The sequence below is a fragment of the Streptomyces sp. NPDC048419 genome, assembly GCF_043200415.1.
GTDB lineage: Bacteria > Actinomycetota > Actinomycetes > Streptomycetales > Streptomycetaceae > Streptomyces.
Genome location: NZ_JBICXT010000026.1, coordinates 113441 through 125324, shown reverse-complemented (window position 1 = coordinate 125324; position 11884 = coordinate 113441). Strand labels below are relative to the sequence as shown.

Annotated in this window: 13 protein-coding genes and 1 pseudogene; 9 read left to right on the top strand and 5 right to left on the bottom strand. The window is 71.6% G+C overall.

What is annotated here, in order from left to right:
- Positions 1 to 241: pseudogene (locus tag ACGFYN_RS38130) on the bottom strand (glycoside hydrolase family 16 protein); the annotation flags it as partial.
- Positions 242 to 390: 149 nt separating this feature from the next.
- Entirely contained in the window at positions 391 to 843 is a 453-nt protein-coding gene (locus tag ACGFYN_RS38125; protein WP_393870557.1) for a VanZ family protein, read from the bottom strand.
- A 512-nt stretch (positions 844 to 1355) separates the two neighbouring features.
- Between ACGFYN_RS38125 and ACGFYN_RS38120 the strand changes: the two genes are divergently transcribed.
- From ACGFYN_RS38120 to ACGFYN_RS38095, 6 genes are read left to right on the top strand one after another with little or no spacing between them, the layout of a single operon-like run.
- Positions 1356 to 1535: a hypothetical protein gene (locus tag ACGFYN_RS38120; protein ID WP_393870556.1), complete on the top strand. Its 180-nt coding sequence runs from the start codon at positions 1356 to 1358 to the stop codon at positions 1533 to 1535.
- Positions 1532 to 1984 (top strand): monovalent cation/H+ antiporter complex subunit F, encoded by a 453-nt coding sequence (locus tag ACGFYN_RS38115; protein WP_393870567.1) that lies wholly within the window; start codon positions 1532 to 1534, stop codon positions 1982 to 1984. The genes ACGFYN_RS38120 and ACGFYN_RS38115 overlap by 4 nt, the downstream gene beginning before the upstream one ends.
- A complete protein-coding gene (locus ACGFYN_RS38110) occupies positions 1977 to 2237 on the top strand; it encodes a hydrogenase subunit MbhD domain-containing protein (RefSeq protein WP_393870555.1) in 261 nt (86 codons plus the stop codon). The genes ACGFYN_RS38115 and ACGFYN_RS38110 overlap by 8 nt, the downstream gene beginning before the upstream one ends.
- A complete protein-coding gene (locus ACGFYN_RS38105) occupies positions 2234 to 2971 on the top strand; it encodes an MnhB domain-containing protein (RefSeq protein ID WP_393870554.1) in 738 nt (245 codons plus the stop codon). The genes ACGFYN_RS38110 and ACGFYN_RS38105 overlap by 4 nt, the downstream gene beginning before the upstream one ends.
- A 19-nt stretch (positions 2972 to 2990) precedes the next feature.
- Positions 2991 to 3338 carry a sodium:proton antiporter gene (locus ACGFYN_RS38100; RefSeq protein ID WP_393870566.1) on the top strand — a complete coding sequence of 116 codons (348 nt, stop codon included), beginning with the start codon at positions 2991 to 2993 and terminating at the stop codon, positions 3336 to 3338.
- Entirely contained in the window at positions 3338 to 5101 is a 1764-nt protein-coding gene (locus tag ACGFYN_RS38095) for a complex I subunit 5 family protein (protein ID WP_393870553.1), read from the top strand. The genes ACGFYN_RS38100 and ACGFYN_RS38095 overlap by 1 nt, the downstream gene beginning before the upstream one ends.
- Before the next feature lie 26 nt (positions 5102 to 5127).
- On the opposite strand, the gene ACGFYN_RS38090 is transcribed toward ACGFYN_RS38095, so the two are convergent.
- Positions 5128 to 5790: a DUF4230 domain-containing protein gene (locus ACGFYN_RS38090; RefSeq protein WP_393870552.1), complete on the bottom strand. Its 663-nt coding sequence runs from the start codon at positions 5788 to 5790 to the stop codon at positions 5128 to 5130.
- A gap of 144 nt (positions 5791 to 5934) precedes the next feature.
- On the opposite strand from ACGFYN_RS38090, the gene ACGFYN_RS38085 reads away from it, so the two are divergent.
- Positions 5935 to 7125 (top strand): cytochrome P450, encoded by a 1191-nt coding sequence (locus ACGFYN_RS38085; RefSeq protein ID WP_393870551.1) that lies wholly within the window; start codon positions 5935 to 5937, stop codon positions 7123 to 7125.
- A gap of 23 nt (positions 7126 to 7148) precedes the next feature.
- On the opposite strand, the gene otr(A) is transcribed toward ACGFYN_RS38085, so the two are convergent.
- Complete coding sequence (gene otr(A) / locus ACGFYN_RS38080) at positions 7149 to 9014, bottom strand: tetracycline resistance ribosomal protection protein Otr(A) (protein ID WP_393870550.1); 1866 nt, start codon at positions 9012 to 9014, stop codon at positions 7149 to 7151.
- Between the two features lie 192 nt (positions 9015 to 9206).
- On the opposite strand from otr(A), the gene ACGFYN_RS38075 reads away from it, so the two are divergent.
- Together ACGFYN_RS38075 and tuf are read left to right on the top strand one after the other, a co-directional pair.
- Positions 9207 to 10160, top strand: coding sequence for a ribose-phosphate diphosphokinase (locus ACGFYN_RS38075; RefSeq protein WP_393870549.1), 954 nt, complete (start codon positions 9207 to 9209; stop codon positions 10158 to 10160).
- A gap of 67 nt (positions 10161 to 10227) precedes the next feature.
- Complete coding sequence (gene tuf / locus ACGFYN_RS38070; RefSeq protein ID WP_393870548.1) at positions 10228 to 11421, top strand: elongation factor Tu; 1194 nt, start codon at positions 10228 to 10230, stop codon at positions 11419 to 11421.
- A 24-nt stretch (positions 11422 to 11445) separates the two neighbouring features.
- On the opposite strand, the gene ACGFYN_RS38065 is transcribed toward tuf, so the two are convergent.
- The gene (locus ACGFYN_RS38065; RefSeq protein WP_393870547.1) at positions 11446 to 11826 is read right to left on the bottom strand and encodes an anti-sigma factor antagonist; all 381 of its coding nucleotides are present in this window, start codon (positions 11824 to 11826) and stop codon (positions 11446 to 11448) included.
- Positions 11827 to 11884 lie beyond the last annotated feature (58 nt).

Sequence of the window (11884 nt, the reverse complement as noted above, 5' to 3'; positions counted from 1 at the left end):
CGTTGTGGGTGCCGGGGGTGTAGTACTCGCGTTCGTGGTTGTTGACGTTGTCGCCGGTCTCGGTCTGCCACTTCGAGCCGTCGACGGCGGCGCCGACGGGTCCGTCGAAGGTGTCGGAGAACGCAACCGCAGCAGCGGAGTTGGGGGGATCCGCCTGTGCCGTGCCGGTCGCCGCGGCGGCGATCAGGGCGAGGGGCAGGACGGCGTAGAGACTTCTGCGGAGCAGGCGTGGGGAGGCCACGGCTCTCCCTTCCGTCGGCACCCGTGTGACGGGTGTGCCGACCGTGGTGGGGGTGAAGGGTCGCCCCTTGATTTAAGGAGTGAGGTAAGAACCGCGTCAAGACCTCGGTACAGACCAAAGGTTGAAGGGCGCGGGGTGGCGCCGGGCTCTCAGGCCCGGCGCTCCCGTGCGTGCACCGCTCGGCTCATCCGGCGCCCGAGCAGCACGTAACCGATCAGCGCGCCTGTGGTGTTGAGGATGACGTCGTCGATGTCGAAGGCGCGCCCGGTGATCAGCGCACCCTGGGCGAACTCCACCAGCAGCATGACCAGTGCGGTCAGCAGCAGCACCCGCAGCACTCCGCGGGCACGCGGGGCGAGGACCGGGACGAGGATCCCGAACGGGACGCCCAGCAGGATGTTTCCGCCGATCTGCTTGACGGCGTCGCGCAGCGCCGGCTGATCCAGATACGCGTGCAGCGAGCGCCCCGGATGCACATTGGTGTGGGTCAGCGCGGCCGACGCGGGGGAGGGCTCCAGTGTCAGTCGGGCCAGCACCACGGCGAACGCCACCATGAACGCGAAGGCGCACACCATCGCGAGCAGCCGGATCGGAAATGCCATGACATGCCGCTCACGCGGGGCCGGCCGAGGCCCGCTCCCGGCCTTACCCGACTTGTCGGACTTCCTGGGCCTCCCGGGCTTGGTTGATTTCCCGAACCAGCTGAGTCTGCCGGCCTTTCCCGCTGCGGCGGTCTTGCCCGTCTTGCCGCTTCTGCCCGTCCTGCTGGTCCTACCGGTCGTGGTGTTCTGGCTGGACTTGGCGGTCTTGTCGGACTTGGTCGTACGCAGGCGCAATGCCGAACGTGGTCCCAAGGCTGCCCGGGCCATTTGATCCTCCACTCTTCAACTTCCCCGCGTTTCAACGCGGTTACCCGCTCGATGGCCGAGGATGCGGCCCCCTTGCCGCCTCTGGCCGGATGTCGCCGCGGTTTCCCTTCCTGCGGCAGGGGCACTCCGGGAGCTGACCCGCGCGCGCCGCCGCCCACGGCGCACGCGGTGATGTTTGGATGCCGCGAAGGACGTAAGGGACATCTCGCCGCGACGGCGTGGTGGCCGGACCGAGGAGGTGGCGCATGACCCGGCGTACGGCACTGGCCGCCGCCGAGCTGCTCGCCTGGTGGGCCGCGCTCGTGGTGCTGTGGCTGGTGCTCATCAGCACCGTCTACACGCTCGAACTCGTCGTCGGCGTGAGCGCCGCCTTGGTGGGCGCCCTCGCCGCATGCGCGGCGCGACGGGCGGTGACCGGATGGTGAACGGCTGGACGCTCGCCGCGACCGTCGGCCTCGCCGGGGGCCTGGGCACCGCCCTGTGGGGCGTGGCCACCGGGCCCCTGCGGCGCCGCGTCGTGGCCCAGAACCTCTCCACCGCACTCGCCTGCCCGGGCATGCTGCTCCTCGCCCAGGGCTACGGCCGCCCCGCCTACGTCGACGTCGGCCTCGTCCTCGCCCTGCTCGGCCCCGTCGGCACGCTCGTCTTCGCCCGGCTGCTCGCCGACGAACTGGCCGAGGACCCGCCGCGCGCCTGGGGACTGACCTGGACGGTCGCCGCCCTCGGCGCGGTGACCGTGATCGCGCTGTGCGTGGCCACCGGCCCGAGCCGCGCCATGGCCAAGTTCCTGGTGATCGGCGCCCTGCTGATCGGCGGCAACGTCATGGCCTCGCGCGCCCTGTCCGGCGGATTCCGGGGGGTCCGGGGTGGCTGACGCGTTGATCGTCGTCGCGCTGCTGCTGGTCGCCGCGTCCGCGACCGTCGCGGTGGTGACCCGCGACCCCATGCGCCAGGCCCTCGTCCTGTCCGTCCTGGGCGTCGTCCTCGCCGTGCTGTTCACGGTGCTCCAGGCCCCCGACGTGGCCCTGTCCCAGCTGGCCGTGGGATCCGCGCTGACGCCGCTGCTGGTGATGCTCAGCGTCCGCAAGATCAGACGGCGCGGCCGGACCGAGGAGCGCGAACGGTGAGCCGTCGCGTCCGGCTGTGGCTCGTGCTGGCCGGTGGCGCCGGCCTCGCCGCCGTACTCGTCGCCGCCTGCCTGAAGCTGCCGTCCTTCGGCGGCGACAAGCACCCCTACGGCTACCGGGCGGTCCGCGCCTCCCTCGCCCGCCACACCGCCAACACCATCTCGTCCGTCAACTTCGACCAGCGTGCCTTCGACACCCTCGGCGAGATGACCATCCTCTTCGCGGCCGTCCTCGGCTGCGTGGTGCTGCTGCGCCAGACCCGCGACGAACACCGTGCCGAGCCCGAACCCGCCGAAGTCGCCCGGCCCGTACGCCGCTACGCCCTCCTCGTACTGCCCGTCGCCCTCGTCACCGGCATCTACGTCGTCGCACACGGGCAGCTCAGCCCCGGCGGCGGCTTCCAGGGCGGCGTCGTCGCCGCGACCGCCCTGCACCTGCTCTACCTCGGCGCCGACTACACCGCCCTGGAACGCATCCGCCCCGTCGGCGCCTACGAGGTCGGCGACGCCCTCGCCGCCTCCGCCTACGTCGTCACCGGTCTCGCGGCCCTGATCGGCTCCGGCGCGTTCCTCGCCAACACCCTGCCGTACGGCACGTTCAACACGCTGTCCTCCGGCGGGACCGTCCCCCTGCTGAACGCGGCCATCGGCATGGAGGTCGCCTCCGCGGTCGTCGTGCTGCTCGCCCGCTTCCTGGACCAGGCCGTCGAGATCGTGAAGGAGAGCGGGGAGTGAGACCGCTGTGACCGCTGTGATGCACGTCCTGCCGTATCTGGTGGCGGCCTGGGTGTTCCTGGCCGGCTGCTACGGCCTGGCCACCAGCCGGAACCTGATCCACGCCGTCGGCTGCCTGTCCGTGTGCCAGGCCGGCACCTACGTCCTCCTGCTGGGCGTCGGCTACCGCGACGGCGCCACGGCCCCGGTGTTCTCCGACATCAAGCCGGGGTCCCGGCCGGTCGTCGACCCCGTCGTGCAGGCGCTGACCCTCACCGACGTCGTCGTGGGCGCCACGGTCACCGCGCTGCTGCTCGCCCTCGTCATGCAGATCGCCAAGACCCACGGCACCGTCGACCCCGACGAACTCTCCGAGTTGCGCGGCTGATGAACGACCTGCTGCCGCTCCTGGTCGCCGTACCCCTGCTCGGCGCCGCCCTCCTGATCGCCTGCGGCCGCCGGCTGGCCCGCATCGTCGCCGAGTCGACCGCGTGCGCCGTCTCCGCCGGCACGGCGGGGCTCGCCATCGTGCTGCTGCTCAACTCCTCGCCGCCGATGACCGAATGGGTCGGCGGCTGGCAGCCCGTGAACGGCAAGAGCGTCGGCATCGTCCTGACCGGCGACGGGCCCGGACTGGGCATGGCCGCGCTGGCCTCGCTGCTGACCCTGTCGGCGCTGGTGTACTCCTGGCACTACTTCGACGAACCGCCCCGCCGCCACGCGGGCTCCTTCCCGGCGCTCCTGCTGCTCTTCCAGGCAGGCATGTGCGGCTTCGCCATCGCCGGCGACCTGTTCAACATGTTCGTCTGGTTCGAGCTGATGAGCGTCGTCGCCTACGCCCTGACCGGCACCCGCGTCGAGGAGGCCAAGGCCGTCCAAGGTGCGCTCACGTTCGCGGTCGTCACCTCCCTCGGCGCCTATGCCATGCTGATGGGCCTCGGCATGCTCTACGCCCGCACCGGCGAGCTGGCACTGACTCAGATCGGGCGCGGACTCGACGCCCACGGCGGGCCCGACGCGCTCACCCTCGCGGGCTTCGTCCTCGTCGTCACGGGCCTGCTGGTCAAGGCCGCCGCCGTGCCCTTCCACTTCTGGCTCCCCGACGCGCACGCCGTGGCGCCCACTCCCGTGTGCATGCTGCTGTCCGGCGTCATGGTCGAACTCGGCACGTACGGCGTGTGGCGCGTGTACGGCACGGTGTTCGCCGGCCCCGGCGGGGTGCCGGCCGCGGACTTCCAGCGCGTACTGCTGGTGCTCGGCGTCCTGACCGCCGCGATCGGCGCCGTCATGTGCTGGTACCAGCGGCACATCAAACGGATGCTCGCCTGCTCGACGGTGGCCCACACCGGGCTGTTCCTCGTCGGTATCGGCGTCCTGAAGCCCGAAGGGGACGACGGGATCGCGCTGTACATCCTCGGGCACGCCGGGGTGAAGGCCGCCCTGTTCGCCTGCACGGGCATCCTCCTCGACCGCTATGGCAGCGTCGACGAGCAGGCCCTGCACGGCAAGGCGCGGGAGCTGCGGCCCGTCGCCGTCATGTACGTCGTCGGCGCGCTGGGCCTCGCCGGGCTGCCCCCCTTCGGCACGGCGCTGGGCAAGGCCGTCACCGAGGAGGCCGTGGGCGGCCCGCTCACCGTGCTGTTCGTCGCGGCGAGCGCCCTGACCGCCGGAGCGGTGCTGCGCGTCGCCGCGCGCGTCTTCTTCGGCCTCGGTCCCGCGCCGCACGACGAGAGCGCGTACGAGACGACCGGCTCCGGCGAGCAGCCTGAGACCGGCCGCCTCATCCGCCGCGTCCCCGGCACCATGACCGCGGTCCCCGCCGTCCTGCTCGCCGCGGCCCTGGCCGTCGGTCTGGCCCCCGGCTTCGCCGCCCTGGTGTCGCACGGCGTGAGCGAGGCAGGCTCCGGCGGCCTGGTGGTCTCGGCCCCCCACTGGACCCTTGCCGGCGTCCTCCTGGGCCTCCTCTCGACCCTGCTCGCCCTGGCCCTGGCAGGCCTCGCAGTCACCCGCCCCGAAATCTTCACGGCCCCGGACTGGTCCCTCCCGCTGCGCCGCCTCCAGTCCGGCCACATCGGCGACTACGTGGCCTGGATGCTGGTGGGCACAGCCCTGCTCGCGGCGCTGGCCCTGCCGGGGATCGTCGGTACCTGACCGGGACCGGGGGCCGGCTCACCTGGTCAGCCGCCGTAGGAGACATGTACCTCCTTGAAGCCCAGGGAGCGGAGCAGGCCCTGAAGCATGCCGGTGGTGTTGCTTTCGGCCCGCTTGGTCAGCCCGCTCTCCTTCGCGGCGTCGCCGATGTGCTTCACCGCGAGCTTCTGGACGGCCTGTTCGCTGTTGGGGTTGTCCGAGAACAGGTCGCCGAGGCGGTCCAGGAGACCGCGCTGCTTGGAGACGGCGTAGGAGCGGTCGGGGTCGAGGGCCGGCTTGCCGAGCGCCGCGTGCGGCAGCCGGATCGTGGCGGACGTACGGTCGCCGTTGACCGTGACGTCGTCCTTGCCGACCTTGCCCAGGTCGACATAGGCGTCGACGGCGCCCGCCCCGATGTACAGCGTGCGGGAGCCGCGGATCGAGTCGGGCAGGTACTTGGTGTCCTTTTCCAGGTCCACGACGACCTGGAAGTTGCCGGAGGCGCCGTCGTACCGGCTCATGTCCTGGATGGACTGCAGAAGTGCTGGTCCCGAGCGGTCGTGCGTCTGTGTGCCGAACAGGTCCTTGAGGCCGGGGAGCACACTCAGCCGGATGCCGGCGAAGAACACCACGAGCACCAGCACGACGGCGCTCACCGCCTTCGCCCAGCCCGGCATACGCCTGGACATGCGCCTGATGGGAGTCGTCATGGCGACGGCCCTCCTTCCTACCGTTCCGGATGCCCCTCAAAGCCCTTGTCAGACCGGGCCGTTGGCCGAATGGCGCCGCTGACGGGGGCATACGGGGAGCACTAGCGTGGAGAACTCCCCCTCCCGGCGCGCCTGGAGTCCCGGATGAGTACAGACAGCACGGCCCGGCCCCTGTGCCCCATGCACCGCATCGACCTCCCCGAACCCGGACCGCCCAGGCCCAGCACCCTCGCCACCGGCACCCCCGTCTGGCTCGTGACCCGCTACGCCGATGTGCGTCAGGTGCTCATGGACGCCCGGTTCGACAGAAGTTCGCTCCACGCCGACGACGCCCCACCCCTGCTCGTCGTACCGAACCTGCTGGACGATCCCGACGGCATGGTCAACCTCGACGGCGAACCGCACCAGCGGCTGCGCGGCACCGTGCAGCGCGCGTTCACGCCCCGTGCGATCGCCCGCTGGCGGCCCTGGGTGGCCTCGGTCGTCGAATCGCTCCTCGACGAGTTCGCCGCGAAGGAGCGGCCCGCCGACATCATCGAGGGGTTCACGCGCCCGCTCCCCGTGTCGGTGATCTGCCGGCTCATGGGCCTGGACGGTGTGGACCGCGAACGCATCCGCCACTGGGCCGACCACGCGCTCTCCGGCGGTGCCCACTCGCGCGAGGAAGTCGCCACAGCCATGCGGGAGTTCGGGGCGTTCGGCGCCGGCCTGGTGGCCGAGCGGCGCAGGGCTCCGGGCGACGACCTGGTCAGCAGCCTGGTTGCGGCGGGCGACACCCTCGGTGTCGAGGAGCGGCAGCTGGTACGCCTGGTGTGCGGATTGGTGGTGGCGGGACACGAGACGACGATGACCGCGCTCGGCAACCTCGTCGTCTACCTCCTCACCGACGCGCAGGACGCCTGGCCCGGCCTCGCCGCGGACGAGGGGACGGCGGCCGGCGCCGCCGAGCAGCTGCTGCGCGCGGTCCCGCTGAGCGAGGGGCGCGTGCTGCCCGGCCTGATCCGGCGCGCTGTCGAGGACACCGAGGTCGGTGGCGTGACGATCCCGGCGGGCGCCGTGGTCGCCGTGCAGACCAACTCCGCCAGCCGCGACCCCGACGTCTTCCCGCCGGGGCCGCCGGACCCCTTCACCCCGCTGAACTCACCCACCGTGATCTTCGGCGCCGGACCGCACCACTGCCTCGGCGCCTGGCTCGCGCGCCTGGAGCTCGGCCTCGCCCTGCACCGCCTGTCCGCGCGCTTCCCCGCCCTGCGCGCCGAGTTCACGCCCGGGACGATCGAGTGGCGGGAGGGCGGGATGACCCGGAGCCCGCGCAGGCTGCCGGTGTCGTGGTGACCCCGGCAGCTCGGCGGTCCGCCTCATTGGGGGCGCAGTTCACGGTCGCCGGAGGGCCGTGACCACCACACCCCCTCGCCGTGCGTGAGCCCCGGCAGCCGCAGCTCCACCTCGCGCACCCGCCGCGCCGGCAGCTCGCCGGTGATCACCCATGCCGTGGAACCGCCCGTGGTGCCCGTGAACTCGGCTCCGAACGCGGCGAGTTGTGCGGTCATCGGGGCCAGCGCGTCCAGCGGTACCTCGGTCTCGAACGCCTGGTACGGCTCGTACAGCCGGGTCCCCGCGCGCTCCAGCGCGCTGCGCAGCACGATCGGGGTGAGCCCACGGAAGTCGGCGGCCGTGCTGAGGGGCGAGCAGTAGCCGGAGCGGATCAGCGTGACCCGGTAGTCGGTCACGGACGCACCGGACAGCCCGGTCGCCATGGTCGCGTGCACCGTGTCCTCGATGGCCTGGTGGAAGGCGCGGGGGAGCGCGCCGAGTTCCGTCTCGTAGGCGAAGACCCCGCCCGAGCCGAGGGGGCCCGGCTCGACCCGCAGCCCGATCGTCGCCCAGTAGCGGGTGCCGAGATGCCACGGCAGCTCCTCCGCGGCCTCACCGGCGCCGCGCGGGCGCTCCAGGAACCGCACGCGGCCCGGTTCGAACTCGGCCTCGATGCCGAAGTCCTGCACGAGGGTGGCCGCGAGCACCTCCATCCGCACCTCGCCGTACAGCAGCAGCGCGGTGCTGCCGTCGGCCGCCGGGCGGGCATGGATCAGCGGGTCCTGGTCGGCGAGGGTGAGCAGGGCGGCGCGGAGGCGGGCCGCCTGCTCGGGGCGCCGGGCCCGGACCAGTGTTTCCAGCGTCGGCGGCGCGAGCTGCGGGGCCCGCTCGGTGAGCGGGCCGACCCGGTCGCCCACGCGCACACCGCCCAGGCCGGTGAGGGCCGCGATGTTCCCTGCCGTGAGCGCCGGCCCGCTCGCGCCGAGCATGTCGAGACCGGTCACGCGGCCGGTCACCTCCGCCGTCCGGCCGTCGGCTTCGCGCCGCAGGAGCGTGAGAGGCTGACGAGGCGTCACCTCGCCGTCGTAGAGCCGTAGATAGGCGATCCGCTCGCCGGCGGGTCCAGGCCGTACGGCGAAGACCGTGCCGCGCGGGGCCGCGCCCGTGTCCGCGGGTGCCGGCGGGATCAGCCCGGTCACGGCCTCGACGAGTTCTGCGACGCCCTGGCCGCCGAGGGCCGAGCCGAACAGGACCGGGTGGAACGAGCCGTCGGCGGTGCGTGCCGCGAGCGCCTTGCGCAGATCGTCCGGGGTGGGCCCGGGGCCGTCCACGAGTGCCGCGAGGACGTCCGGGTCGACCTCGGCGAGCGCCTCGGCCAGCCGCGGGTCCCCGGGCGGGCGAAGGGTCACGCGGGCCTCGGCGGTCCCGATGCCCGTCACGTCCGTGAGCGGTGCCACGCACGGCGTCAGCAGCCGCCGGATGTCCGCCAGCAGCTCCGCGGACCGGGCGCCCGTGCGGTCGATCTTGTTGACGTGGACGAGCGTGGGCAGCCGCAGCCGGCGCAGTGTCCTCATCAGGACCCTCGTCTGCGCCTGCACGCCCTCCACGGCGGACAGCAGCAGCACCGCGCCGTCCAGGACCTCCAGGGCGCGCTCCACCTCGGCGATGAAGTCCGAGTGGCCGGGGGTGTCGATGAGATTGATCCGGGTGTCGCCGACGGAGAACGCGGCGACCGCGGAGCGGATGGTGATGCCGCGCCGCCGTTCGATCTCTCCGTCGTCCGTACGGGTGTCACCGGCGTCGACACTGCCGAGCCGGTGGATCGCTCCGTGGTCGAACAGCAGCCGCTCGGTCAGGCTGGTCTTACCCGCGTCGACGTGGGCGAGAATTCCGATGTTCAGTGTGGGCATGCGAAGTCGAGTCCTCGAGAACCGTGGGCCGGTGGGGGCGCTGGTGGATTCCGAGGAGTCGGCGCATGGGATCTCCCGAGGTGAGCGAACGCGTACGGCCACATGATGGCGTGCGGGCCTCGGTGGGGCGCAACCGGATTTCCGAGGTCAGTAGCATGAGGACCCCCGACATGATCATGCGAGGAGCGGATCGTGCGAGACATCTCCGTGTTCAGCGGCAGCGCCCACCCCGACCTCGCCGCTGAGGTCTGCGCCCATCTCGGCGTGCCGCTCAGCCCCACCAGGCTCAGCCGTTTCGCCAACGACTGCCTGGAGGTGCAGCTTCAGGCCAACTGCCGCGAGCGCGACGTCTTCCTGATCCAGCCGCTCGTCCGGCCGGTCCAGGAACACCTCGTGGAACTGCTGCTGATGTGCGACGCGGCACGCGGGGCCTCGGCCGCGCGGATCGCCGTCGTGATGCCGCACTACTCCTACGCCCGCTCCGACAAGAAGGACGCGCCCCGTATCTCGCTGGGCGGCCGGCTGGTCGCGGATCTGCTGGTGGCGGCGGGCGCGAGCCGCGTCCTGACCATGACGCTGCACGCGCCGCAGGTGCACGGCTTCTTCTCGGTGCCGGTGGACCATCTGCACGCCCGGCGTGAACTGGCCGCGCACTTCCGGCAGTACGACCTGTCCCGCACCACCGTCGTCTCGCCGGACCTCGGAAACGCCAAGGAGGCGGCCGCCTTCGCGCGGATGATCGGCGCCCAGGTGGCCGCCGGCGCCAAGCAGCGGTTCGCCGACGACCGCGTCGCCATCAGCTCGGTGATCGGCGACGTCGCCGGCCGGGACGTCATCGTCCTGGACGACGAGATCGCCAAGGGCAGCACGGTCCTCGAACTGCTGCACCGGCTCAGGGAGTTGGGGCCGCGGTCGATCCGGGTCGCCTGCACGCACGGACTGTTCGCGGCCGGGGCGCTCAAGCGGATCGGCGAGCAGCCCGACGTCCTGGAGATCGTGTGCACCAACACCGTGCCGGTCCCCGAGGAGGAGCGCACCGAGAAGCTGCGGATCCTGTCCATCGCCCCAGCCCTCGCCGAGGCGGTTCGCCGCATTCACAACGGCGAGTCCGTCAGTGCCCTGTTCGACGCGCCGCGAAGCGAATAGACATGAGGGAGGAGCAAGGCTCGGCGTCCCGGTAGACGCCTCACCCAGGTGACCAGGAGGGCTTGCAGTGGCGAAGGCGAAGTTCGAGCGGACCAAGCCGCACGTGAACATCGGCACCATCGGTCATATCGACCACGGCAAGACGACGCTCACGGCGGCCATCACGAAGGTGCTGCACGACAGGCATCCCGACCTGAACCCGTTCACGCCGTTCGACCAGATCGACAAGGCGCCCGAGGAGCGGCAGCGCGGCATCACGATCTCGATCGCCCATGTCGAGTACCAGACCGAGCACCGGCACTACGCGCACGTCGACTGCCCCGGGCACGCGGACTACATCAAGAACATGATCACGGGCGCGGCGCAGATGGACGGCGCGATCCTGGTCGTCGCGGCCACGGACGGGCCGATGCCGCAGACCAAGGAGCATGTGCTGCTGGCCCGCCAGGTCGGCGTGCCGTACATCGTCGTAGCCCTCAACAAGACCGACATGGTCGACGACGAGGAGATCCTGGAACTCGTCGAGCTGGAGGTGCGCGAGCTGCTCACCGACTACGAGTTCCCCGGCGACGAGGTCCCGGTCGTCAAGGTCTCCGCGCTCAAGGCCCTGGAGGGCGACGCGCAGTGGACGCAGTCGGTCCTGGACCTGCTGGAGGCCGTGGACTCGGCGGTCCCCGAGCCGCAGCGCGACGTGGACAAGCCCTTCCTCATGCCGATCGAGGACGTCTTCACCATCACCGGCCGCGGCACCGTCGTCACCGGCCGGATCGAGCGCGGGGTGCTGCACGTGAACCACGAGGTCGAGATCATCGGCATCCACGAGCAGAAGACGAAGACGACCGTCACCGGCATCGAGATGTTCCGCAAGCTGCTCGACGAGGGCCGGGCCGGGGAGAACGTCGGACTGCTGCTGCGCGGCATCAAGCGCGAGGACGTGGAGCGCGGGCAGGTCGTCATCAAGCCCGGGACGGTCACTCCGCACACCGAGTTCGAGGGGCAGGCGTACATCCTGTCCAAGGACGAGGGCGGCCGGCACACGCCGTTCTTCGAGAACTACCGCCCGCAGTTCTACTTCCGCACCACGGACGTGACCGGTGTGGTGACGCTGCCCAAGGGCACCGAGATGGTCATGCCGGGCGACAACACCAGCATGCACGTGCAGCTGATCCAGCCCATCGCCATGGAGGAGGGCCTGAAGTTCGCCATCCGTGAGGGCGGCCGCACGGTCGGCGCCGGACAGGTGACGAAGATCCTCAAGTAGCCGTACGGGCAAGGGCGGTGGCCCTCACAGCGAACCGGACGTGGCCTCGGGCTGGCCCAGGGCCGCGTCCAGGGTCGGGTGCGCCGGCAGCAGCCGGGCAAGGCCGGTCACCCGCATGATGCGCAGGGTCAGCGGGTGGTCGCAGACGAGCCGCAGCTCTCCGTCCTGATCGAGGAGCCGGGCGCGCGCCCGGTAGACCAGTCGCAGCCCGGAGCAGTCGAAGAAGTCGACCTGGGTCAGGTCGATCACCAGACTGACCCCGGGGTGGGCGGTCACCCGGTCCAGATAGGGAGCGATCTCCAGGGCCGCGGCGATGTCGATCTCGCCGCGGAGCTCGAGCACCGTATGGCCCCGGTCCTGATGAACCCGCAGATGCCGGGTGAGCGGCGCAGGCTCCTGGTGCACGACGACATCGCCTCCAACCTGCTCCGTACGCTGCGGTGTTGCAGGTCACCGGGGGCCG